The sequence below is a fragment of the Actinomyces vulturis genome (assembly GCF_001687305.1).
GTDB lineage: Bacteria > Actinomycetota > Actinomycetes > Actinomycetales > Actinomycetaceae > Actinomyces > Actinomyces vulturis.
In genome coordinates, this window is record NZ_KV700385.1 from 14,725 (window position 1) to 37,411 (window position 22,687).

At 55.1% G+C, this 22,687-nt stretch carries 24 protein-coding genes; 17 read left to right on the forward strand and 7 right to left on the reverse strand.

All coding sequences use genetic code 11. The features are described from left to right. Positions 1–55: 55 nt before the first annotated feature. Positions 56–1,525, reverse strand: a complete 1,470-nt coding sequence (locus tag A9753_RS00045; protein ID WP_067778420.1) for a sensor histidine kinase — start codon at positions 1,523–1,525, stop codon at positions 56–58. Between the two features lie 38 nt (positions 1,526–1,563). On the opposite strand from A9753_RS00045, the gene A9753_RS00050 reads away from it, so the two are divergent. Together A9753_RS00050 and A9753_RS00055 are read left to right on the forward strand one after the other, a co-directional pair. Continuing rightward, positions 1,564–2,067, forward strand: coding sequence for a DUF2505 domain-containing protein (locus tag A9753_RS00050; protein ID WP_067778424.1), 504 nt, complete (start codon positions 1,564–1,566; stop codon positions 2,065–2,067). Between the two features lie 85 nt (positions 2,068–2,152). Continuing rightward, on the forward strand, positions 2,153–2,623 hold the full coding sequence (locus tag A9753_RS00055) for an OsmC family protein (RefSeq protein ID WP_067778427.1): 471 nt from the start codon (positions 2,153–2,155) through the stop codon (positions 2,621–2,623). Positions 2,624–2,654: 31 nt separating this feature from the next. Here A9753_RS00055 and A9753_RS09705 read toward each other — a convergent pair whose 3' ends face one another. After that, a complete protein-coding gene (locus A9753_RS09705; protein WP_176702684.1) occupies positions 2,655–2,801 on the reverse strand; it encodes a hypothetical protein in 147 nt (48 codons plus the stop codon). A 137-nt stretch (positions 2,802–2,938) separates the two neighbouring features. Between A9753_RS09705 and A9753_RS00060 the strand changes: the two genes are divergently transcribed. The 8 genes from A9753_RS00060 to A9753_RS00095 all read left to right on the forward strand — a co-directional run bounded on the left by A9753_RS00060 (position 2,939) and on the right by A9753_RS00095 (position 10,350). Continuing rightward, positions 2,939–3,604, forward strand: coding sequence for a hypothetical protein (locus tag A9753_RS00060; RefSeq protein ID WP_067778430.1), 666 nt, complete (start codon positions 2,939–2,941; stop codon positions 3,602–3,604). After that, on the forward strand, positions 3,601–4,455 hold the full coding sequence (locus A9753_RS00065; protein ID WP_067778434.1) for a thymidylate synthase: 855 nt from the start codon (positions 3,601–3,603) through the stop codon (positions 4,453–4,455). Before A9753_RS00060 ends, A9753_RS00065 begins: the two co-directional genes overlap by 4 nt. 54 nt (positions 4,456–4,509) lie before the next feature. After that, positions 4,510–5,133, forward strand: a complete 624-nt coding sequence (locus tag A9753_RS00070) for a dihydrofolate reductase (RefSeq protein ID WP_067778437.1) — start codon at positions 4,510–4,512, stop codon at positions 5,131–5,133. Further along, entirely contained in the window at positions 5,118–5,972 is an 855-nt protein-coding gene (locus A9753_RS00075) for a DUF4129 domain-containing protein (protein ID WP_141673221.1), read from the forward strand. The genes A9753_RS00070 and A9753_RS00075 overlap by 16 nt, the downstream gene beginning before the upstream one ends. Then, positions 5,969–6,346: a hypothetical protein gene (locus tag A9753_RS00080; RefSeq protein ID WP_067778443.1), complete on the forward strand. Its 378-nt coding sequence runs from the start codon at positions 5,969–5,971 to the stop codon at positions 6,344–6,346. The genes A9753_RS00075 and A9753_RS00080 overlap by 4 nt, the downstream gene beginning before the upstream one ends. After that, entirely contained in the window at positions 6,343–7,332 is a 990-nt protein-coding gene (locus tag A9753_RS00085) for an AAA family ATPase (RefSeq protein ID WP_067778446.1), read from the forward strand. Before A9753_RS00080 ends, A9753_RS00085 begins: the two co-directional genes overlap by 4 nt. Before the next feature lie 102 nt (positions 7,333–7,434). After that, a complete protein-coding gene (locus tag A9753_RS00090) occupies positions 7,435–9,054 on the forward strand; it encodes a DUF58 domain-containing protein (RefSeq protein ID WP_176702685.1) in 1,620 nt (539 codons plus the stop codon). An 84-nt stretch (positions 9,055–9,138) separates the two neighbouring features. After that, positions 9,139–10,350: an MFS transporter gene (locus tag A9753_RS00095; protein WP_067780131.1), complete on the forward strand. Its 1,212-nt coding sequence runs from the start codon at positions 9,139–9,141 to the stop codon at positions 10,348–10,350. Here the strand turns inward: A9753_RS00095 and A9753_RS00100 are convergent. Continuing rightward, positions 10,347–10,991 carry a pyroglutamyl-peptidase I gene (locus A9753_RS00100; RefSeq protein ID WP_067778452.1) on the reverse strand — a complete coding sequence of 215 codons (645 nt, stop codon included), beginning with the start codon at positions 10,989–10,991 and terminating at the stop codon, positions 10,347–10,349. The two genes, A9753_RS00095 and A9753_RS00100, sit on opposite strands and share 4 nt — an antisense overlap. Before the next feature lie 341 nt (positions 10,992–11,332). On the opposite strand from A9753_RS00100, the gene A9753_RS00105 reads away from it, so the two are divergent. Further along, positions 11,333–12,103 carry a hypothetical protein gene (locus A9753_RS00105; protein ID WP_067778454.1) on the forward strand — a complete coding sequence of 257 codons (771 nt, stop codon included), beginning with the start codon at positions 11,333–11,335 and terminating at the stop codon, positions 12,101–12,103. Between the two features lie 39 nt (positions 12,104–12,142). Here A9753_RS00105 and A9753_RS09905 read toward each other — a convergent pair whose 3' ends face one another. The 3 genes from A9753_RS09905 to A9753_RS09715 all read right to left on the reverse strand — a co-directional run bounded on the left by A9753_RS09905 (position 12,143) and on the right by A9753_RS09715 (position 13,887). After that, on the reverse strand, positions 12,143–13,276 hold the full coding sequence (locus tag A9753_RS09905) for a GmrSD restriction endonuclease domain-containing protein (RefSeq protein WP_083090152.1): 1,134 nt from the start codon (positions 13,274–13,276) through the stop codon (positions 12,143–12,145). A gap of 156 nt (positions 13,277–13,432) precedes the next feature. Beyond that, positions 13,433–13,669, reverse strand: coding sequence for a hypothetical protein (locus A9753_RS00115; protein ID WP_176702686.1), 237 nt, complete (start codon positions 13,667–13,669; stop codon positions 13,433–13,435). Positions 13,670–13,710: 41 nt separating this feature from the next. Continuing rightward, complete coding sequence (locus A9753_RS09715) at positions 13,711–13,887, reverse strand: hypothetical protein (protein ID WP_176702687.1); 177 nt, start codon at positions 13,885–13,887, stop codon at positions 13,711–13,713. A gap of 437 nt (positions 13,888–14,324) precedes the next feature. Between A9753_RS09715 and A9753_RS00120 the strand changes: the two genes are divergently transcribed. Both A9753_RS00120 and A9753_RS00125 read left to right on the forward strand, forming a co-directional pair. Beyond that, complete coding sequence (locus tag A9753_RS00120) at positions 14,325–15,038, forward strand: ABC transporter ATP-binding protein (protein WP_067778464.1); 714 nt, start codon at positions 14,325–14,327, stop codon at positions 15,036–15,038. Beyond that, positions 15,035–17,722, forward strand: coding sequence for an ABC transporter permease (locus tag A9753_RS00125; protein WP_067778466.1), 2,688 nt, complete (start codon positions 15,035–15,037; stop codon positions 17,720–17,722). The genes A9753_RS00120 and A9753_RS00125 overlap by 4 nt, the downstream gene beginning before the upstream one ends. A 230-nt stretch (positions 17,723–17,952) precedes the next feature. Here the strand turns inward: A9753_RS00125 and A9753_RS00130 are convergent, their stop codons facing one another. Next, a complete protein-coding gene (locus A9753_RS00130) occupies positions 17,953–18,852 on the reverse strand; it encodes a carbohydrate kinase family protein (protein ID WP_067778469.1) in 900 nt (299 codons plus the stop codon). A 222-nt stretch (positions 18,853–19,074) separates the two neighbouring features. Here A9753_RS00130 and A9753_RS00135 point away from each other — a divergent pair, with 222 nt between their 5' ends. The 4 genes from A9753_RS00135 to A9753_RS00145 are packed head-to-tail and all read left to right on the forward strand — an operon-like array spanning position 19,075 to position 22,611. Further along, positions 19,075–20,082 carry an ABC transporter ATP-binding protein gene (locus tag A9753_RS00135; RefSeq protein ID WP_067778472.1) on the forward strand — a complete coding sequence of 336 codons (1,008 nt, stop codon included), beginning with the start codon at positions 19,075–19,077 and terminating at the stop codon, positions 20,080–20,082. Beyond that, positions 20,079–21,275: an ABC transporter permease gene (locus A9753_RS00140; protein WP_067778475.1), complete on the forward strand. Its 1,197-nt coding sequence runs from the start codon at positions 20,079–20,081 to the stop codon at positions 21,273–21,275. The genes A9753_RS00135 and A9753_RS00140 overlap by 4 nt, the downstream gene beginning before the upstream one ends. 33 nt (positions 21,276–21,308) lie before the next feature. After that, positions 21,309–21,521, forward strand: a complete 213-nt coding sequence (locus A9753_RS10135) for a PadR family transcriptional regulator (RefSeq protein ID WP_083090154.1) — start codon at positions 21,309–21,311, stop codon at positions 21,519–21,521. Then, a complete protein-coding gene (locus A9753_RS00145) occupies positions 21,514–22,611 on the forward strand; it encodes a hypothetical protein (protein ID WP_067778479.1) in 1,098 nt (365 codons plus the stop codon). The genes A9753_RS10135 and A9753_RS00145 overlap by 8 nt, the downstream gene beginning before the upstream one ends. Positions 22,612–22,687 lie beyond the last annotated feature (76 nt).

Consider the following 22,687-nt stretch of genomic DNA (forward strand, 5'->3'; position numbering starts at 1 on the left):
ACAGGGTGCCTCGGACCGTTGGGTTCGAGGCACCCTGACGTTTCCAAGACATTATTTATCGAGCTGGTCGCTCCGACAGCCTTGCGTGAATGACCACGTCCGTCCCCACACCATGTGGACCGGGTTGCCAATCGATAGTTCCACGCAGTTCACCACGTACTAACGTTCCAATAATTTGCGTACCCAGACCAGTGCGAATACGAGATAAATCCATCCCTACACCATTATCGATGACGTGTACTTCCAACTGATCATCATCACGGTGAGCGCGGACAGTCACGCAACCATTCACACCTTCCAAACCATGTTCCACCGCATTTGTTACCAACTCAGCAAGCACAGTGGCCAGAGACTGAGCAGCGTCTGCCGCCACCATGCCAAAACTTCCCTCAATACATGTGGTCACATGACTAGATGATGTTGCCACAACAGCTGCCATACGCAGCACCTGGCCAAACACCTCATCAAAATTCACTTGCTCGTTGATATTTTGACTAAGTGCCTCATGGACAGTGGCGATAGTAGCCACACGACGTTCAGCCTCTAATAGTGCATTCTTTGCATCGGGATTATCAGTACGACGTGACTGCATGCGCAGCAAGGCGGACACTGTTTGCAAATTGTTCTTCACGCGGTGATGGATTTCGCGAATGGTGGCGTCCTTGGTCATGAGGACTTGTTCGCGGCGTCGGATTTCGGTTACGTCGCGTACCAGCAACAGTGCTCCTGAACGCTGACCATCCACATTAAGTGGAACGGAGCGGACCACAAGGAATACTCCGCCTACCTCTAACTCCGTCATCCATGCCTGACGGCCCATAAGAACCACGGCCATTGTTTCTTCGACCGCAGTACGCTCAGGGATGATATCGGTAACGGCCTCAGCCAGGTGAACACCCTCCAAATCGCCTTCAACACCAAGACGATGGAAACAGGAGGTGGCATTCGGGCTGGAATAAGTAATGACACCTTCGGCATCCAAAGCGAGCACACCATCAGATACACGGGGCGTACCATGGCGAACACCCGTAGGAGCACCAGCAATAGGGAACGTCCCCTGGGCGATCATCGTGCACAGCACATCCGCAAGACGTTCCTGAGACTCATCAATGAGCCTGCCACCGCGCAGCACACCAACGGAACTTTCACGCGTCACCACAGCCACAGCTTTTCCGCCACGCACCACAGGAATGTATTCCTCGCGAACTGCGGTAGAACCAGTCCAGTAAGGCTCGTCGCTAACCTGAATCTGGCAAGTCTGAAGCGTCTCCAAGGCGATGACTTCGCGGGAGGCGGGCATACGGCGTCGGAGAACATCGTCAGGGTGCACGGTGGTACCTGTCGAGGGACGGCACTGATCGATCGCCACGAATCGGCCAGAATGAGTGCGGGTCCATAGGACCAGGTCAGCCACGGACAAGTCCGCCACCAACTGCCAATCAGCAACTAATTGGTGGAGCCAATCAGCATCAGTGGCTTGAAGGTCCACTCCGTCGCGCATGTCGTCAGGAATCAATGTAGGCACCCTTGTAGCCTACGTCCTCTCGTGAAAAGATCGCACCTATGAAGACTCAATTCAGTGTCACCTACCCTGCCTCCCTGTCTGATGTGCAGAACATGCTGAGCGATAAGACATATCTGCTCTCCCGTTTACCTGCTGAAGCTCATCATCAGGCTGATGTCACTGTAGAACGCACTGCCGCCGGTTGGACGAGCACACTGACTGTTGATGCTCCCAAAGAATCTATGCCTGCCGTGGCCGCTCGTTTCATCAAAGGAATCGTCACCGTGACTATCACCGAGCAGTGGAACGTCACTGATGATTCTCATGCTCACGGTACCGTCACCGTGGATGTCAAGGGGGCACCAGTCAAAGGCAGCGCCCAAACCACCCTCACCTCCGCAGGTAAGCAGACCACAGCTGTTGCTGATGTGGACTTTTCCGTCAACCTTCCACTGGTGGGTAAAACGGTGGAGAAGGCTGTCTTATCCAAAATCGATTCCGTTACCGCCTACGAAGAACGTCTGGCCGCACAGTATTTAAAGTCAAAATCCTCCATAATGTGACGCCGGTTATATTCCCTGTCCGCTTTGGGCTTGACAGGGCACTGAAACATGAGCGTGCATAGGCAGATATGGAACCATCATCGTCATGACTGAAAACACAACAAACACAGCACCTGTCCCTTACCCCGCACCTGCTGTGTGGGCTGAACGCCTGGGAACTCGCCAGTACCTTGGCCGTAATGAAGCTGGCGCAGAGGTCAAGATTGGCATCGGTCCGGGCATGTTCAGCCCCGGCGAGTTGCTCAAGTTGGCCCTGGCCACTTGCCACTCCCTTTCTGCCGATCACCGTCTGGCTAAGGCATTGGGAGAAGACTTCGACGCTATCGTCGGTTGCACCACAGTGAAGAACGATGAAGAAGAGCGTTACGACTCTTTCACCGTGGAACTGTGTGCTGACTACTCCAGCCTCACCGAGGAAGAGCGCGAAAAACTCACCGAGCGCGCTCAGGCTGCCGTAGATCGCCACTGCACTGTTGGCCACACTCTGTCTCATGGCGCCCAGTACGTCATGAAAATGATGGACGACGCCGGTCCCAAGGCTTCCGAGATCGCCTGATCCTTCATTTCTCTTACCTGACATTCCCGCTTCACTGAGTTGCCATATTTCTGGCCTCTTCATGGAAGCAACCACGGTGGGTGAAGTTGCGTGTCTTCGCTTCTTCGCCCACCGTTCTTCTTGTCATCAGGAAGTTTTTCTTGCCATCAGGACCATTTCTCAATGATGACAAGTTCACGATTGTTCTCCACCAATGCTCAGAAAAAAGCACCCACTGTACCGCGATGAACCCGTGCAGAGGCTCAAATCATGTTCCATTTGGGACCAGCAGTCCAATAGACTCAGCGCAACGGCTCATTACACAGGGAAGAGTTCATGAAGAAAAAAGCCCCCACTCTCGAAAACCTTCTGGACGGCGCACTTACTCTGCCCTCGGGTTACATTTCCTCACGAGTGAAAAAACTCAAGGACAAGAATCCCCATGCCTCAATCGACGAACTAGTAGAGATTGCAAGCAAAACTTTTATTCGTGACGCCGGCATGTCTGGCGGAGCGGTAGGGGCCTCTGCAGCGATCCCCGCTGTCGGTACTGGTACAGCCACTGCCCTGACCATTGGTGAGTCCGTTGCATTTATCGGTTTGGCTACCGTGTATGTACTGACCATGGCTGAACTCCACGGCATCACCGTGGATAACAAAGACAAACGGCGTGCCTTAGTTCTCAGTTCCTTGCTTGGCGAAGAAGGCGCTGAAGCAATTCAAAGCCAATTAGGCTTGTCCTCTCTATACTGGGCAACCCAGGCGTTACCCACGATGAAAAACTCCACGGTCAAGGCCGTCAACCGTAAACTCGTTAAACATGCCCGTCGTAAGGCCGGCTCTAAGATCGGTATTTTGGCTATGGGCCGGCTCATTCCCTTCGGCATTGGTGCCGCTGTGGGCTTCACCGGTGCTCGTGCATTGGCCCGCCAGGTAGTCGAGGGTGCTCATGCCGCCCTTGGCCCCATTTCCCGAAACACCGTTGAGGTAGTGCTTAAATGACCCAGTGGACATTCCTTAATGAAGCAGGGTTGGTTGCCCCTGATGGCCTGAATCTGGCCTACGAAAACCTCCTCGCTGAAGTCCTCCAGCACGGCGTAGAAAAGACTGACCGTACCGGCACCGGAACGCTCAGTGTGTTTGCTCGCCAGTTGCGTTACGACTTGTCTGAGGGTTTCCCTCGTATCACCACAAAGTTCGTCCCGATGAAGTCCGTGAAAGGCGAATTGCTTTGGTTTTTACAGGGCAACACCAACATTGGGTGGCTTAGGGACCACGGCATCACTATTTGGGATGAGTGGGCTGATGAAAACGGCGAACTCGGCCCTGTCTACGGCGCTCAGTGGCGTAGTTGGCCAACCCGTGATGGCCAGGCCTTGGACCAGATCACTGAACTGGTGACGATGCTGCGCGAACAGCCAGATTCTCGCCGCATGCTGGTATCTGCCTGGAACGTGAGTGAGTTGCCGAATATGGCTCTTGCTCCCTGCCACGCCTTCTTCCAGTGTTACGTGGCTGATGGCAAACTCAGCCTGCAGGTCTACCAGCGCAGTGCTGACTTGTTCCTGGGTGTTCCTTTCAACATTGCTTCCTACGCACTGCTAACCCATATGCTGGCTCAGCAGGCAGGTTTGAAGCCGGGCGAACTCATTTGGACTGGCGGGGACTGCCACATCTATCTCAATCACCAAGACCAAGTCCGCGAGCAACTTTCACGCGTGTCCGAGGCTTACCCCTTCCCCACCTTGTCACTGACAAAGGCGGAGAGCATTCTGGACTACCAGATGGATGATATTGATGCTTCTCATGGCTACCAGTCCCATCCACCGATCAAGGCCCCCGTCGCCGTTTAACTCATCGCCCTTAAGGCATATCATCGTTGTTTATTGCACAGCAAAGGAGCCGTCATGAGATCACTATCTCCTGTCCCGGTAGGAATGATTTGGGCTCAAGACGAGGCTGGAGTGTTGGGCGTAAACGATCACATGGCCTGGCATGTTCCTGATGATTTCAAGCATTTCAAGGCCTCAACGATTGGATGCCCTCTGGTTATGGGCCGGACCACCTTCGAATCGTTGGCAGGTTTTCTTTCCGGTCGCTTATGCATCGTAATGACTCGGCAAGAATCATTGACCCACCCGAAATTGGGAGAGGCTCTCCCCGTCGCGCAGGACCGCCCCGATGAAGGCTGGCCTGAAGAAGGTGCCGTTCGCGCCACCTCCCTCGATGACGCACTAACCATTGCCCGCGATTACTGTGGAACGCACGCATCCGCCCATCATGTGTGGATTGCTGGCGGCGCTGCGGTATACCGCGAAGCGATCGAAGCGGACGTTGCTGATGAGCTCGTGGTCTCCACTATTGACCTCGATGTGTTGGCTCACCGTGAGGCATCCCCCGAGGATCATGTGGCCTACGCGCCCCTCATTGACGCCGAGGTATGGCACCGTGATCCCAAGCGAAGTGACGATCATTGGCGCCCCATGAGCAAGGATGCGGCCTGGAGAGTCACCACGTGGGTCCGCAGGTAACAGAACACTCTGTTTTCCCTAACGAGACGGTATCGACCTCACAAGAGGGCGACGCCGCCCAGTCCCGGTCGCTTTCCTTCTCACTACCCGCGAGCGCAGGTAATCCGCCAGCATTTTCGCTGCGTGCACATCTGATGACTGCAGTACTGACCACAGTTGCTGGCTTCATTGTGGTGCTGGGGAGTTTCGCTGACGTCACTGCGCGCCCATTCGGCTCATCATCCGTAGGCGAGCAACCAATCCCTACGGCTCCACCGGATTTTGGTAAACCCACGCCTGCTTCCACTCCTAGTGTTCTGCCTAGAGTTCAGGAGCCGACAACGGCCCATCTCATCGTCTTGGTTATTCTCATGGTCTTGTTTGTGACGGTCGTGATTGTGGGACTCGTGGTTCTTCACCAAGTCTTCTCTTTTCGCCTTCCGGCGTGGTTATCGAGCCTGCTCGCACGCAGGCATTCACAGAAAACCTCCATCTCCGCACGTCCTCAATCTGAACCTGTCTCTGCACGTTTTGAGCGTTCTTCGTGGTCACGAGCGAGCGAATTGGCTGAGCACATTGATGCTCGCCCTCCCTCTGACACGGTGACTGCCGCTTGGGTGGCCTGCGAAGATTTTGGGGCACATCAGGGAGTGAAGAAAAAGGAATGCGAATTGACCGGGGCGTATGCGCGCCGTCTGGCTACAGCATTGCCGTCAGTTGCCGGTGAAATTCACGAATTGGCAGATATGTACCACGTGGTGCGCTTTACCCCGCAGGCCCCCACGATTACCACTGAGATGGCTCAGCGTGCCCACGCATGTTTGGAAACCATTGAGTCAGCAGGCAGGGGGCGTCATTGAAGTTTTCTACCCCGGCTTTCCTCGTCACCGTCGCGATGGCCGCGGCTACGGTAATCACTGGTCTTGCCCTGGGCTGGGCGCTCCTTGACGTGCTTACTATCGCTGCATTGATTGTCATCGTGCCCCTGCCAGCATTGGGGATTGCTTTACGCCCCACTGCCCCACCCACGTGGCCTGATGACGATGAGCCCTCAGCCGGTTCATGCCGGCGCACTATCGCTGTAGTGAGTCAGGAACTTCAACGCGACTCCTACGGGCAAGTCACCTCACGCATGCTGCGGGATCTGCCCGATGCTCCCCGTTCCTCAAAGAGTTCAGACATTATTGCCTATATTCACCGCTTATCCGCTTCGTCTCAAGGAAAGCAGTCATGACACAAGAATCACCGGCTCACCCCGTACCCCTTAGCGTGGAGGATGTGGCCCACTACTCCACCACGATTCTTGATGAGTGCCGCACCGTGGTGGTGGGTATGGATGAGGCACTGCCCATGGCGTTGGCGTCGATTCTTGCCGGTGGCCATGTGCTGTTTGAAGACTTACCTGGCCTGGGTAAGACGATGGCTGCACGCTGTTTGGCCACCACCTTGGGCTTGGAGTTCACACGCCTTCAATGTACCCCTGACTTGCTACCCAGCGACGTGACAGGCTCGTCCGTGTGGGATCCCACCACTGGTGCTTTCACCTTCCGCCCCGGCCCAGTGTTCACGGGCCTACTGCTGGCTGATGAGATTAACCGTGCCGCTCCACGCACACAGGCCGCTCTACTCGAAGCAATGAGCGAATCTCAGGTCAGTGTGGAGGGCATCACACGTAAACTCCCCTCTCCCTTCCATATGATTGCCACCTCTAACCCGGTTGAGTTTGAGGGCACGTTCCCCTTACCTGAGGCACAGTTAGACCGTTTCATGGTACGCCTGGCCGTGGGCACACCCACCCATGCCGATGAGTTCACGATTATTAATCGACGCCTCACGCGCCAGCGCCCCGACATTGATCTCTCCCCCGTCATCGATGCCCAGACGCTTCTCGCTATGCAGGTTGGTGTAGAACAGGTTGGTGTGGAGCAGTCTGTAGTGGACTATGCCATTGCTATTGCTCAGGGCACGCGCGCTGCCGAGGATGTCCTCGTTGGCGCCTCACCCCGCGGCACCCAGTCCCTTGTGCTTCTGGCTCGTGCATGGGCAGTCATGCATGGACGGAGCGTGGTGACTCCTGACGATGTAGCGCAGTGCGCCATCCCCGCATTGGCTCATCGCCTGACCCTGTCCACCTCCGCGTGGGCTAACGGCGTGAAGACTCAAGAAATCATGCGTGATGTGCTTAACCGTACCCCTGCCCCCTGTGTTGTTCGCCAGTAGTCACTAATGAGTACTCCAACTACGCACGTCGCATTAAGGTGGGGACCCAGGCCTGCCACTTTAGTGTGGTGGCTGGCCGCCATCGGGTTTATGGGGATCGGTGTGGCCAGCCGCTCCCCCGCATTTGTTGCTCTTGGTCTGCCGATAATTGGCTGGCGCTTCTTCTTTTCCGCAAACCTCATCCTGACTCCCCCAGACGTATCCACGGACACACTACGTGTTGATACCGCTTTGGCACCCGAGGGTTTTCCTGCCCGAGCCACTGCGCACCTGACTGTCCAATGGCCGGGAAGGCATGACATGGGGCTCAGGCTCCGATCGGCGTCGGGTATTACTCGCCTGTATCTGTTGAGAATTAAGGACCAGCGCGCGTTTACTGTCCACGATGATGTACCCGGTACTGGTCGCTGGCAGGTACTCACCGCCGATCTCATGGCAGGTTTAGGCTGGTGGCGTTCACAGCCGTGGCGCTTACCGATAAATCGTCTTCTCATCACACCGCCCGTCATTATTCTTCCCGCCCGCCGCCCAGGCCATCCCGTAGGCGTGACGGGCCCAGTCAGTAGCCGGCGCGTGGGACGTACTGGGTATCCACGTGACGTTGCACCATGGAGCCCGGGCGATGATTCGCGCCGTATCGCGTGGAAAGCCACTGCTGCTCATACAGATGGCAGTGGCGTGCGCACGGTGTACGTCAATCGTGGTGAAGCCACCGGTGAAGATGTGCTCTACATTGTGCTCGACGCGCGCGATGACTTGGGCTCCGATGCGTCCCAGTGGGCTCGCTCAGACAAAGTGTTGGAGTCAGGCTCCTTGGATGCTGCGCGTCAAGCTGCGATTTCGATGGCACGTGAGGCTCTGTGGCGTGGGGCGCGCGTAGGTCTGTGCGTGTTGGGGCACAAACCGGTGATTGTTCGCCCTGCCGCCGGGCGGCGCCATGTAGATCGCTTAACTCACCACATCATTACTGCGCCGCTGGATCGTATTCCTACCCCGGATCCTCACTTACCGCTAATCCCGAATCATGCGAGCATAGCGATCATCAGTCCAGTCATCGATGCAGTACCGATTGATGCCGCTCGCCTGTGGCGTCGTATGGGTCATGACGTGGAATTAGTGGATGTATTCCCCTCTGCTGTCTGGTGTTCTCAGCGCAGCGATGAGGCGGCCACCCAGTTGGTGGCGCACCATCATGATGTACGTGTGCAAAATTTGGCTGATGAAGGCGTAAAAGTTACCCCGTGGAATGAGGGGCGGATTCGCGGTGGTCAGCCTCGAGCCATAGAGGTTGAGGGGTTGCATGTTGGCATCGTTTCGGCCATCCCGTGGCTGGCCTGTGTGACGACCGGTATTGCTGGTCTGGCACTGTTTCTTGCCGCTGGATGGTCCAGTTTTGGTCACGGTTTATCGGGACTGAGCACAGCAATGGTTGTCTCCATTCTGTTGCTTACTTTCAGTGGGGCACTGTTCTCTGTCCTTGGCACTCTTCTTGGCAGCAGGCAGTGGCTGCAGGCTGTTGTGGAGTGGAGCGTATTGGGTGGGGTACTTACTCGGTGGGCCGTGGTGCAAGTGTGGACGTGGGCGTTAGTCGCTCTGGGCTGGCTGGCTAGTGGCGGTCAGTGGGATCTGGATCCTCTGTGGGCCACAGTGGCTACGTTAGTACTGGCGTTAATTGTTGGTGTTGAGTTCTTGGATGCGAAAACTGCTCTTCACCGTGAATAATGGTTCATTGTGCCTGATGATCTATTGTCCTCTCACCGCCCGTCATCTTCTCAATCGCAGTTGCCTTCGCGTGAGCGTTCACTGCTGCTAACGAACCCCACATTGAGGGCTCTGCTGGTGATTGTATTTTTCACCTACAGCGCGCAAAACATGTTGAATGTGTCCATTGCGCCGCTTGCTCGCGCGCTGACGCTGGCTGAGTGGGCTGTGGGCCTAGCGGTATCTCTAGCCGCCTTGTTTGTCACATCACTGTCTCAATTCTGGGGCCGACGTTCCATGATTTGGGGGCGACGCCGCGTCCTATTAATTGCGTTATTCCTTGCTTTAGTCGCTGCCGGCCTATTTTCTGGTGCAGTGGCTTTGCGTGCAGCGGGACTCATTAGTTCCGGCGTAGCCACCACAGCGATTGTGTTGGCTCGTGGTGCGTTCTTCGGTGCAGCCGTGTCTGCTATTCCACCAACAGGTCAAGCATTGATTGCCTCACTGACCCCTGATGAGAAGTCACGTGTCAAAGGCATGAGTGCGTTCTCCGGAGCAATTAGTGCCTCGATTATGGTGGGCTCACTAGCCTCTTCTGCTCTGGGGACATGGAATATTTATGGGCCGGTGCATGCCACGGGCGTGCTCATTTTGATGGCGCTGCTCGTGTGTTTCTTCTTCGTACCGGTCACTCCCCCACCACCGGATAAAAAGACTCCTGCGAAAGTCTCATGGCACGATAAACGCATTTTGCCCTGGATTCTTGCGGCTCTTGGAATGTTTTTCACCAATGGGGTTGTGCAGATTACAACCGGTTTCGTTGCTCAGGATCGACTCAATCTTGATCCGCATCAAGCCATGCCTGCCACGGGTATGCTCCTACTTGCTGGCGCAACCGGCGCCATGCTCATGCAGATGGCGATTGTGCCACGTTTGGCCTGGCCACCTCGCCGTTTATTACGTATCGGCCTGTCTCTTGCTCTGTTGGGCTTAGTGGGTTTTGCTCTAGCCAGTACGCTCTGGTTGTTGGCTCTGTGCTCATTCTTGATCGGTTCATCACTGGGTATGGTGATGCCCGGTTATAACGCTGGTGGAACGTTGGCAGTTGAAAAGTTTGAGCTTGGTGGCGCGGCCGGTGTGCTTAACGCTGCTGGTGCTGTGACATGGATTGTGGGGCCAGTCAGCGCAACTAGCCTTTATGCTTGGCACCATCATGCACCGTTTATTGTGGCCGGGATCAGCCTGACTGCTTCGACGCTCGTAGCATGGCTCCACCCCACACTCGCAGCCCGCCGCCCGCATCCGGCTCAGGACTAATCGGGTAGTTTTCGAGAGTTACTCAGCGCCTGTGAGAAACCTGCCAGTACGGTGGCGAGGGCTTGGAGGGCTGCTGTGACAGTCTCGATAGAGACCACGCTGGTGGGTGGGACGTGAACGAATCCGCCTCGGATGGGCGTCGTGTCCCCGTCAACGCCGCGTGACTGGTTTCGTACAGAATCGGCCAATGCGTAGAGGGAGGAGTTACAGACGTACTTACCCGCGTCATGTGACTGGGCCACGGGGAAACCCTGACTGCGTAAAGTGGCAACGAGGTACTCTGCTGGCCATGGTGCCATAAGCACGTCATCGCCGCCCTGGACTAATGGTTCACCGTGAGGGTGGTAGCCGGAATTGTCCGGAATCGATGAAGACGCCTCATTAACGGCCTGGCTTTCGATATCAATAGCAGTGCCACGCCCGTTAACGCCGCACAGAACGATCGCCTGATACGTGCCGCTGGAGACAAACTGACGAACCTGTGCCATCGCATCGGCATAGGTGACAGGAAGTTGCTGAGTGTCGATAGCTACCGCACCAGTCGGGGTCTCAATCTGCGAGGGCAGTGCGCTCACGGCTTGCCATGAGGGATTCACGTCATGCTCGCCGAAGGGCTCAAATCCGGTGAACAGAATCCTCATGGTGACCTCCTGATGGACCTAACCGATGCGCTCACGGCACTAATGCGATGTCGGAACTGTTAACAGATACGCCAACTCTAACGTTGATCGCCAATACCAGTGTCCTCTACCGGCCTCACCTTTACCTACCAGCCCCTCGCGCGAGCATCCATGCCTTCTCGCTTCAAAGCACCGCGAACAAATCAACGTTCAACTCCCAATCACTCACCACGTTCACACTCGCACACACATGCCAGTCAGCACCAAAAAACCACGGTTTTCTCAGGCAACGCCGGTAACCTAGGGCACACGATATTCCGCTTTCCTCAACTTTCCTCAACTTTCCTCAATGAAAGACCGTCATGAAGAAGATTGCCTCCCTGGTACTAATTTCTGCTTTGGCTTGTGGCGGTCTCACCGCATGCAGTTCCTCGTCAAATTCCTCCTCCCCCGCTGCTTCGGCTGAGGCCAGCCAGTCTGCAAGCCCCGAGCCCACGAAACCTATCTCCCTCATCCCTGAGGTTGCCGTGAGTGAAACCGTGGATCCTGAGGTATTTAGCAAGGCCTTGGATGAGGCAGACAAGAAGTTCCCCTACCGCTCCCTCACCATGGATCAGAGCATTGCCGGTGAACAGGGTGGTAACACGGTTCTTCAAGCACACATGATTGCCCAGGGTGAGCGCAACATTGCCTCCTTGGATTCGCACTACACCTACACCTTGGAAGTGACGGTCATTGGCATCACCCAGAATGAAGAGGGTGAGTACGTCACCATTGACGGCCAGCGTTACAAACGCAACGGTGAGGACAATTCCTGGAGTGCCGATGAGGACTCTGATACTCCCAGTTCTGCTGTGGGTTCCGAGGGGCTGCGGAAGGCCACCTCGATTACGTTCCTTGGCGTGGATGGCGATCAGCGCAAGTATGAGGTGAACCTGACGGAGATTGATGGCATGCCTCAAAGTGATGAGGAGGTTCCCGCCATCGCCACGGTGTGGGTTGATGAAAACGATGTGATTACTCGTTTGGAGCTCAATGGTCAGGGCACGTCTGATGGCACCACGACCACAGTAGGCATCACCTACACGCAAAGCATTCTTGAAAAGCAACCTGAGATTTCTTTAAACATGTAGTGATGTCTGGTGACTTATATTGCCCTGTCGCCTGATCTCCTAACGTTTAGATTCACACGCAATCCCGTCACCGTCACGATCGAGTTCTGAACGATAGCCTGGTTCTCCTCGGTGGATCGGGGCAGCACCAGCTGCTCGCGCCGCGGCACAGTTTTTGTAGTAGGCCGAGCCGCTGTCATCTGCGGGTGCAGGTTCAGCGGGGACAGCCGGAGCTACGGGTTGATTGTCAGGAACGTATGCGGCCGATCCAGCATCATCAGAAGACCAGTTTCCAGCGTCAGATCCACTGCCACCAGATTCTGTACCAGTATCAGCAATCGGTTCTTGCACTTGAGGTTCAGGAGTTTCAACAGTTACGTGGTCCCCTTGCCCTGGCGCAGGCACAGAAGTATCCGCTGTGAATGCTTGATACCCCTGACAGGTTGAGAGGACACGAACAAATACGCTTTTTTCTTGTGGAGTGACAGTGAGTTGATACTTTTCTTTCACTGCAATTTGTCGAGCTACATAGGCACAGCGAACGTCTTCGCGTATCGGAAGCCAGGATGAAGCATCCTGATCTTTTTTCTGTTTATTGACGCTCGATTCCACGGCAAGTAGGTTCAACGGATCATTCGCGAATTGGACGCGTTGTTCTTCCGAAAACTTATTTGCCCCTGAACGCCAAGCTGCTGCTAATGGCACAACATGATCGATATCGATATTTTTGTTCTCACGGTCCATGTCAATCGTGTCATTGGTGTATGGCGACACAAGAGTCCCAGCAACAACCACGCAACCATTCGTATCAGCACCCAGAACGATATTTGTTAAATCTCGACGAAGAATATCGTTTCGAGTATCGCACCCATTACGATCCACATCGTTTTTCCAGCCAAATAGTCCCCGGTCATATCCTTGGTCATCACCGTTTTCTGCCACCGTCAGTAACATCAGATGCGCCAAAGCAGAGTGAGGATCAATAGTGGGTGTGCCGGTTGGGGAAGGCAGGGCCGTGCTCGTACTTACTGATGAGGACTGAGCGGTCGCCTCATCATGGGATGCTTTGTGATCATCAGGAATACAACTACCTACGATGGCAAGAAAAAGAATCAGCAGGAATACCCGTCCACCACACCCTAAACATCCTGACCCCAGACAAGATGATTTGCTGGACTGCTTCTTACCCATCATCGCCCATTTCCGCTCGTACCTCCCACATTGTGGATTGACTTATCAATGATAAGTCGATGTGTCAGTAGCAGCGGAAAGACAAGCGCAAAAGACAAGAATGCGAACTATTGTTTCCACCCGAAAAATGCACTGGTGGGGCACACATCGCATCACAGTTCAGGGAAGATCATGTGAATTAGTGCGAGTCACGCCCATGGACCAGCCAACCACTGTGGTGATAGCCAGCGCTCCGACGATGGAGCACATGGAGAAAATGTAGGCAGAGTTATCAGAAGCAGTCCATACGGCGTCACCGAAACGCCAATCCATATAGAAGAGACTGGCCACATAACTCAAGACAAACACAGCGGCAAGCAAAAGCCAGGTTCCTGAGGTTTCGACGTGCTTTTTCATGGTCATGACCTCTTTTCCATGGAATCAGGAGAATAGATTAATCAGCGGTCCGATACGGACGGGGTAGTGATTGAACGGCAGAAAATTAGCCGCAATACAAAAAATGTCAGAACAAGTACGGATGGCACGTAAAGCCAAATGTTGTGCCAGATCAATGCCACCGCCACAGCAACGATCGCAGCAAGGACAATTCCGACTGTCATGATTCGACGCTTCATCGCCTGCTCCTTTCGTCTGTGCGGTGGCTACGTATCAAGTCTGCGATGTCAGGCATGTAACCCACCATTGGGTATTGCCCTGATTTACCCCTGATTCTTCCTTCTTCACCCTGGTCAACACATCGTTCTGGAGCCTGACTCTCCCTCCTCCTTAATGATGACCCCTCACCCTATTTTCTCTCACTCTTTGCTCATTTTCTCCCTATTTTTCTTCGATCCCCCCCCCATTCGTTCCTTCCTGTATTCGCTTTTCACTCCACTCTCTTTCGTGAGTACCTTCCCCTTCTGCGATTACCTAATTCAGGGTATAAATCAGGGGCCTTTCAGGGGGTCACCTCATAGCGGACATATGCATGGTCACAGAAGAATTAAGTGGTATCCATACCGATACCTGAACCGCGTCATTACGGGTCAGAACGTCCTTTTCAAGGAGAGCCATGAACAGCCAACAGTCCCCTATCGTGCTCATGGAGCAGGTGTCCAAGATTTATGGTCGGGGTGAAACTCAGGTTCATGCTCTTCGTGAAGTGAATGTGACAATTAACCGCCACGAGTTCACCTCAATCATGGGCCCATCAGGTTCGGGTAAGTCCACGATGCTGCACGTATTAGCCGGTTTGGACACTCCCACCTCAGGAAGCATCACAGTCGATCACCAAGTCATCACCTCAATGAATGATGATGCGTTAACACGTTTCCGCCGTGAACGCATTGGCTTCATCTTCCAGAGTTTTAATCTCGTGCCCACCTTGAGCGCTATGGACAATATCCTGTTGCCCCTCAAACTCAAGGGCTACACGATGAATGCTGATGACAAAGCATTCATGAACCAAGTGATAACAATGCTTGGGCTCAAAGAGCGCCTGTCTCATCGTCCTGGTCAACTTTCTGGTGGCCAAGTACAGCGCGTGGCTGTTGCTCGCGCGCTGGTTGCTCGCCCTGCGATGATTGTGGCCGATGAGCCCACCGGTAACTTAGATTCTGAATCCACCGCTGAGGTGATGGGACTGCTGCGTCAGGCCGTAGATACATTGGGCCAGACAGTAGTCATGGTGACTCACGATGAGCATTTGGCTTCACAGGCTGATCGCATCCTTGTGGTTAAAGACGGCCAGATTGCTCGCGATGAGAAGGTGGGTGCCCTGTCATGAAAAGCCTTCTGCTAGGCAATCTTCGTAGTCATGGCCGGCGTTATGCGGCTACGGGCACCGCTGTGGGCATTGCAGCGATGTTCGTTCTGCTTGCCTTGATTTTCTTCCAGACGATTACTCATTCCATCACCAGTGGTATCACGTCCACCTATGAAAATGTCTCAGTGGTCGCTACGTTCACTAACGATGCATACCGGACCGATAACGCATCTGACAGCGCAAACAGCGTCGAAACCACAAAGAATGCTGAGAGCACAGACAACACTGAGAACACCGGAAGTGCCAACGCCACCGAAAACACTGCCGCCTCAGAAACGACTAGCGATACGCAAACCACCAATAACCAACAGAACACTGATGGGAGTGGTGAGGTTGCGACGTCGGCACTCAATGCAACAGATGCTCTGCATGTGTTGCAGTCTCAGCCCGGCGTGAGGGCGGTGGCGCGCAAGACTTTCTCCATGGGCACGCTCCAGCCCTCCGGTAATTCGCCGGTGTTCGTGGCTCCTGCCCCGGTGGAGCCTTTCCATGCTCCGTCTCTTCTTGAGGGGCACTGGCCCACAGCAAACAATGAGGTAGTTCTTCCTGACGATTACGCCAAGGAGTGGAACCTCCACGTGGGCGAGCAGACTGTTTTCCGTGTCGACGCCTTCGATGATCGCGACGCTGCTAGCACATTGACGATTTCGGGTATTTACCAGGCCCCGAAGGTCCAGATACACGGGCCCTATGTGAGCGAGACATTCTATGCGAAGGCTTTCCCTGCCTCGAATACGAGCGGCTATTTCATTGCGATGGATGGCGTGGGTGATTCGGAGGAAGCCCAGGTTGCTGCGGCGGAGAGACTGAAATCCTCTTTGGAGCGCTCAGCCGATCCTGTTGCTCAACTGGTAGGACGCTCGATGGAGTTTTCCTCTGGTCACGCAGTGATGCAGGAGGAACTCGATACCGCCGACAATCAGAGTACTTCTGCGATGATTACTCTGCTGATTTTCCCGATTATTACGGTATTTGTGGCCATCATCGTCATTGCCTCAAGTTTCCGTGTTCTTCTTCAGCAACGACGCCGCGAACTGGCCCTCCTGCGTGCCATCGGTACCACTCGGCCACAGTTACGTCGCCTGCTTATGGCTGAAACCGTGCTGCTGGGCGTAGTTGCTGGGGGCATTGGTGTGGGCGTGGCTAGCGTGCTTGGCGCATGGGGGCAGGTGGCTGGCGGCTATGCGGCCAGCATGGGTGAAGCGTTTGAGGCTGTCTCTCCTGCTCACGTGATCATCGTGTGGGTTGCTGCCGTCCTTATTACTGTCCTGATTGGGCTGCGCCCGATTGCGGGTTCGTCTCGCACCTCCCCGATGAAGGCTTTGTCTCAGGCGGGGATGCACGATGAGGTGGAGTCTGGCCATATGAAGTCCACGGTGGTGGGCGTGCTGCTGCTCGTTGTTGGCTTGGCGCTCATTGATGTGGGCCTGATGGTGTTCTCTCAAAAGTTGAGCGGTTTTGGTCTGGCTGTTTTGGGGAGCCTCGCCTCCCTGACGGGCCTGCTCATGGTGACCAGTGCGCACCTGTGGCGCCTGACCTCTGCGCTGGGTAAGCCGCTCAAGGGCGTGGTGGCGCAACTTGCTCGCGCCAATACGCGGCGTAACCCTGGTCGCACTGCTGCCACAGGAACGGCCAGCATTATTGGTATCGCTTTGATTGTCATGCTGGCGGTGGGCGCAGCCTCTACCAAGGCGACCTTGTTGACGGAGATTGATTCGCGGCGTCCTTTTGATTTGATGCTGGATAACTCTGGTGAGCCGATGACTATGGCGCAGATTGATGAAGTTGCGGGTCTGGAGTCCATTGCGGCGATTGAGCCGCTCTACCGTGCCCCCATCACTGTCACGGACCCTGCTGATGGCAGTGAATACTCTGACATGGCCATTAACGCGGTTGATGACATCAACCATGTCACTCACTCTGAGGTGCCCGCCCCGTCTGCGGGCGTGGTGGTTGTTCCTTTGACCTTAAAGTCCGCTCACACCGTGACTATTTGCGTGGAGAATCACGAGTGCGGTGATTTCAAGACCGTCACGTACCCGCGTCTGGATACCACGGTCATTCTCATGACAACTGAGGATGCCAAGGTACTTGACCCTGATATTGCACTGGATCAGGCGCTGGTGAAGTTGGCACCTGATACTCGTGTAGACCGTGCCAGCATGGAGATTCAGCAGGTTCTTCCCAACGCGACTGTCAGTGGATCGGCGCAGGAGCGTGAGCTTTACACGGGCATGATTAACCAGATCTTCCTTGTGTTGGCGGGGCTTGTGGGTGTGTCTGTGGTGGTGGCCTTGGTGGGCCTAACCAACACGCTTTCCTTGTCCGTTTTGGAGCGTGTTCATGAGAACGGGCTGCTGCGTGCTCTTGGTCTGACTCGTAAGCAGATGCAGCGCACGCTTCTTATTGAGGCTCTGCTCATCAATACCAGCGGTTTGCTCATTGGTATTGGCGCGGGGGTGTTCTACGGGATTGTAGGCACCTATGCCCTGCCCTTGGATACCAGTGCGGTAATCATTGAGATTCCGTGGGGCATTGTGGGCGCCGTGGTTGTGGTGAGCACTGTTGCTGCGGTGGTAGCTTCCTTGGTTCCTGGCCGCAAGGCTTCCAAGGTTCCGCCTACGGAGGCACTGGCCAGCGAATAAGTAAGGTCGCCTGCCCTACGAGAGATGTTGAGTGACATTTGTACTCATGGGGAGGTCGGCGGCATTCGTCCTCACGGGACGGGCCGCGTTGGCTGCGGCTAGTTGGTTCGTCCATCCGCGAGTGGACGACGTCGCACCGTCACCTGGCGCACACTCTCTAGTTCCAGCGCCGCGATACATGCCTGTGGGGCCGATCTGTTCTCCAGAGATCGGCCCCACAGGCGTGAACGTTAGATTCCTAGGTACTCGCGTGTGGGCGGCTGGGCCCCCGCCTGTCCCACGGTGTAGGCGGCGCTCTTCAGGGCAGTGACGGCCCATCCTTCACACACATCCTGAGCCAGGTCACCACTCTTGACCAGGTCCTCTCCACCACTGTGCACGATGGCTGAGAGGAACCCTGACATGAAGGAGTCGCCTGCACCAATAGTGTCCACAACTTCAGCCGGCATCGCGGCGAACTGTGTGGACCACTCACGGGTGAACATCGAGCACCCCTCCCCACCCTTGGTGATAACGAAAAGGTTTACGCCGTGGTCAAACAGGCGCTGGGCAACCTTGTCTTCTGTAGCGCCTGGGTAAAGCCAGGCAAGGTCTTCATCGCTCATTTTGACCATGTGGGCATGATCGTAGAACTTGTCTATGGAGGTACGCACGTATTCCTTGGTGTATCCCAGGTTGGGGCGCACGTTCGGATCAAGGGTGATGAGAGTGTCTGGGCTTTTCGCTTCGAGTGCAGTTAGGAGTTGATCGTTGCCAGGCTGGATGACTGTGGCCAAAGATCCGGTGTGGAAGAGACTGACATTGTCCAGGGTGAAGTCTCCGATTTCCCAGACAATGTCGAACTCGTAGGTGGCTGCTCCCTTGTCATCAAGGAACGCTTTTGCGGTGGAGGTTGTGGGAACAGCAACCTCATGCAGGTTGACTCCTGCGGAGTTGAGGTGGTTACGCAGGATGTCACCGTTGTTATCATCAGCAAGGCAGCACAGGAGGGTGGTGTCAATGGCGCTTCGCGACAATCCCACAGCAACGTTGGCGGGGCTTCCCCCTGGGTGGGAGTTCACTGAGCCATCGGCTGCATGGACGATGTCCACCACGGCTTCTCCAGCCACAATAACCTGTTTGACGCTCACGATTGTTCCTCCAGTTCTTGAGCCTGGCGCTCCAATGCGCTTGGGCCGTCATTCTGCGATGTTCAAGCATCTTTGCTCGTCTGCCTCGGTACACTACGGTACAGACTTTGACTCAAGGAATCTTGATTTTTACCGAGTACATCCTCTTTCCTCCCTAGGACTCTTTTCCTATTCAGCCACTCCTTGTATAGTTGGTCACACTTGACATGAAGGGACGTGCCTATGCTGAAGTTCAGCCATTTAGAGAAATCTTTCGGGTCCCTCAAAGCCCTCAATGACGTGAGTTTTGACGTGCCGGAGGGTGAAATCGTTGGCTTCGTAGGAGCTAACGGCGCAGGCAAAAGCACCTCGATGCGTATTGCTATGGGAACTGTGGTCGCCGATGCTGGGCAAGTGACCTGGCGAGATGAACCGATGAACTTAGCCATTCGGCGTCGGGTGGGATACATGCCTGAAGAGCGCGGGCTGTACCCGAAAATGAAGGTGGCCGACCAACTTGTTTACCTGGCGCGACTGCACGGCATGAGCACGCCGGACGCGCAGGCAGCTATGGAGACGTGGACCAAGCGCCTGGGAGTGGATGCCCGTCAAAATGATGAAGTCCAAAAACTTTCCCTCGGCAATCAGCAGCGTGTGCAGTTAGCCGCCTCCCTGGTCCATAATCCGGATATTCTCATTCTTGATGAGCCATTCTCAGGGCTTGATCCTCTGGCTGTGGACGTGATGAGTTCGGTGCTCCATGAACGCTCCCGTGAGGGCGTGTCTGTCTTGTTCTCATCCCACCAGTTGGACCTGCTGGAGCGTATTTGTGACCGTGTGGTCATCATCCAGTCCGGTGAGATTGTTGCCAACGGAACCGTGTCTGGCCTGCAGAGCAATGCCCAGGTGGAGTACCGCATTGAGGTGGCCGCTCCACGCCACGTGGTGGAAGCGGTGATTACCTCCTGGCCACAGGATCATCACGGTACGCAGGGTGCTGAATCGACTGATAGCAGCGCATTTTCAACCGCTGATATCAAGGTAACGGAAACGGATAACGGTTCTGTGTTCACCTATCCCCTCCCCGAGGGAATGAACATTCCGGACTTGCTCGCCTCAGCGCAGGCGATTGGGCCGGTCCTTGATTTTGCTCGGCGCCGGCCGAACCTGGTGGAGATGTACCGCGAAGTGGTTCATGCCCAAGATTCTGTTGAGAGTGTGACTGAGCATGAAGGAGGGAACGAATCATGAGCGTTCAGAATGACGTATGGATTGTGACCCGCCGTGAGTTCCGTACTCAGTTTTTGAAGAAAGCCAACCTCATCTCCATGGTGGTGATGGCTGTACTGGCTGTGGTCGGCATTCTGGGTTTCCATTTCTTCCTTGGTGATGACGAACCGGATAAGGTTGGTTTCCCCTCTGATGAGGCCGCGAGTGTCTACGTCCAGGTTGCCGAGACTCAGGGCATGGAGATTGAGCCGGTCACGATCACCAAGAATGAGGCTTTGCGTATCCTCTCCGGTGACAATAAGGATGATGACCCTGAGCTGACGATGTTCGTGGATACTGAGGCTGAGCCAGTCCAGATGTATTACGGCAAGAACCTGCCTACCCAATTATCCGCTGTATTGTCCAACGTGGCCTCTCAGCAGATCCTCGCCCAGGAACTGACCGCTGAAGGTGTGGATCTCAATGCCTACCAGCAGGCAGTGAGTAATGCTCAGCCGGAGATTATTTCTGCTCAGCCTGACGTTCATGAGGGCCGTGGGGAGCGGATGTTTGCAGCGATGCTGGTCCTCATCGCCTTGTTTGTCATCATTATGACTGGCGGCAACATGATTGCGATGGGTGTGATGGAAGAGAAGTCCTCGCGCATCATTGAGATTCTCCTGGCTACAGTGAAGCCGTCCACCATGATTGTGGGTAAGACAGTTGGCGCTGTGGGGTCAGTTCTTCTGACCTATGTCCTCATCGCGATTCCACCGCTGGTGACGGCGAAAGTCATTGGCCTGGGGAGGGACCTACCGTTCCCTCTGGGTTCCACCTTGATCATCGCTTTTGCGTGGTTGCTGGTGGGCGTGGCCATGTACTCGCTGTTGTATGCGGCTGCAGGTTCATTGGTGGAGCGTCAGGAGGATTTGGGCTCGGCGATCATGCCGCTGATGGCGTTGCTGTTCGCACCCTACATCGTGGCTTTCTCCTTGATGGCGAGTAACCCTGAGTCGGTGATTTTGACGGTGCTCAGTTACTTCCCGCTCACCGCTCCTTTAGCGATGCCGGTACGTTATGCCTTGGATGTCACCACCCTGCCGATGGTGGTGTTGTCGCTGGTGATTGCCGTGGCCACCATCCCCCTCCTGGTGTGGGTGTGTGGGCGTATTTACCGTGGCGCGATTTTGCGTACCGGTGGTCGCGTGAAGTTGAAGGACGCGTTCAAGGGCTGAGTTTTTCGCTGATCGCGTTGTGGTTTATGGCGCGTGAAGAGCGGGACTCTCTCCCGGATTCTGACTCGGTGGGAATCCTCTGGATTGCTCGTTCCTCGTGGGAACGAGGCCCCTTTTGAGCCAGGACGCAAGTTTTTCCATCTCACCGACCATGGCCTTGATGAACTTAACTCACTATCAACGCAGTGGACATCTTTTTCCGCATCTCTGAACGCCCTAATCGTCGAAGGAGGACGCGATGCGTAAGCCGTTACTCCCCATGACCGCCACACCTGACGGCTTCGAGTCGCTGAGTGCGGCGGATAAGGAGTGGATTGCTCACTACTGGGCAGAGGTGAGTCAGCTCATCCCTACCGATTCTGACGGGCATGGAAAACTCGTTAATTATCGTGCCAAGGCACTCATCGCTGCCCGTCACGACGCCGAGTGTTCGCCTGCCGTTGAACTCTTCGGTAACGCCGCGCGCACTGCAAGCAAAGACTGTGCGGAGATTTACGGAGCGGATCGGGCTGAAGCTCAAACGTTGAGCAATCTGGATACGCCGAGCATTTTTCTTTTTGCGGTCATTGCGAACAGTGGTGTGGCCATGAATTACCTGCGTACCCATGGCACGGTGTCACTTACTGGCCTGCTCGCATTCGGCGTGGGAATCGTGTTGTTCGCTTGCCTGATGCAGTTTTTTCAGAGTTTTACTTGGGGCAGGCTGCCGCTGACGTTGTGTTGGGCAGGAGGCTCAGCACTGCTTGGACTCAGCATGTTCGCCTTAGCGCGAGTCCATGATGTGTGGGCGGCAGAGCCTACCTGGAATGTGTCGTTGCCAAGTTGGGCAGTCATCTTGGTGTTCCTTGCTTTCGTCGCTGCCTTTGGGCAACTTCGGGCCAAGCGTTTCGATAAGAATCCCCTCCTGCCCCGGCTTATGGAGTTGAAGCGTGATGGGTGGTTGGCACGTGTAGGCGGAGTGACGTTCTGGCGTTTTGGATTACGTGGAGATTCTTTGAAGCAGGTTCTCCGAGAAGCCGAATTGGAAAGTCTGGAGATGGATAAGCCGTCTACGGAGTTGGGTATTCCCGACGTATTTACCAAGCAGGTTGTGGTGATGAATCCCGTGTTATTGCGTCAGGCAATTCGCATGCGCACGATTCGCGCAGTAGTGATTGGGACGATTGCTGTGGCGGCCGCTGTTGCTGCCGTGGTCGCGATGATCGTGACTCATGATTTCTCCTTCCTTGCCCTGGTCATGGTTCTCGCTCTTCTTGGAGCGATCTTGGCGATGACTATTCATATGGCAGGTGCGTATCATCAGTTCCTTCCGGATTGTCAGGAAGGGGAAGCCTGAGTGTTGAGCGTAGGCAGACGATAGAAAATGTAGTGGCCCTGGCAAACATTGCCGCAAGCATCGTCTGCCAGGATCA

What these genes read in the sequence shown, in the direction of transcription:
- A9753_RS00050 (WP_067778424.1), top strand. Translation starts at nt 1,564, where the DNA reads ATGAAGACTCAATTCAGTGTCACCTACCCTGCCTCCCTGTCTGATGTG.
- A9753_RS00055 (WP_067778427.1), top strand. Translation starts at nt 2,153, where the DNA reads ATGACTGAAAACACAACAAACACAGCACCTGTCCCTTACCCCGCACCT.
- A9753_RS00060 (WP_067778430.1), top strand. Translation starts at nt 2,939, where the DNA reads ATGAAGAAAAAAGCCCCCACTCTCGAAAACCTTCTGGACGGCGCACTT.
- A9753_RS00065 (WP_067778434.1), top strand. Translation starts at nt 3,601, where the DNA reads ATGACCCAGTGGACATTCCTTAATGAAGCAGGGTTGGTTGCCCCTGAT.
- A9753_RS00070 (WP_067778437.1), top strand. Translation starts at nt 4,510, where the DNA reads ATGAGATCACTATCTCCTGTCCCGGTAGGAATGATTTGGGCTCAAGAC.
- A9753_RS00085 (WP_067778446.1), top strand. Translation starts at nt 6,343, where the DNA reads ATGACACAAGAATCACCGGCTCACCCCGTACCCCTTAGCGTGGAGGAT.
- A9753_RS00100 (WP_067778452.1), bottom strand. Translation starts at nt 10,991, where the DNA reads ATGAGGATTCTGTTCACCGGATTTGAGCCCTTCGGCGAGCATGACGTG.
- A9753_RS00105 (WP_067778454.1), top strand. Translation starts at nt 11,333, where the DNA reads ATGAAGAAGATTGCCTCCCTGGTACTAATTTCTGCTTTGGCTTGTGGC.
- A9753_RS09905 (WP_083090152.1), bottom strand. Translation starts at nt 13,276, where the DNA reads ATGATGGGTAAGAAGCAGTCCAGCAAATCATCTTGTCTGGGGTCAGGA.
- A9753_RS00115 (WP_176702686.1), bottom strand. Translation starts at nt 13,669, where the DNA reads ATGAAAAAGCACGTCGAAACCTCAGGAACCTGGCTTTTGCTTGCCGCT.
- A9753_RS09715 (WP_176702687.1), bottom strand. Translation starts at nt 13,887, where the DNA reads ATGAAGCGTCGAATCATGACAGTCGGAATTGTCCTTGCTGCGATCGTT.
- A9753_RS00120 (WP_067778464.1), top strand. Translation starts at nt 14,325, where the DNA reads ATGAACAGCCAACAGTCCCCTATCGTGCTCATGGAGCAGGTGTCCAAG.
- A9753_RS00125 (WP_067778466.1), top strand. Translation starts at nt 15,035, where the DNA reads ATGAAAAGCCTTCTGCTAGGCAATCTTCGTAGTCATGGCCGGCGTTAT.
- A9753_RS00135 (WP_067778472.1), top strand. Translation starts at nt 19,075, where the DNA reads ATGCTGAAGTTCAGCCATTTAGAGAAATCTTTCGGGTCCCTCAAAGCC.
- A9753_RS00140 (WP_067778475.1), top strand. Translation starts at nt 20,079, where the DNA reads ATGAGCGTTCAGAATGACGTATGGATTGTGACCCGCCGTGAGTTCCGT.
- A9753_RS00145 (WP_067778479.1), top strand. Translation starts at nt 21,514, where the DNA reads ATGCGTAAGCCGTTACTCCCCATGACCGCCACACCTGACGGCTTCGAG.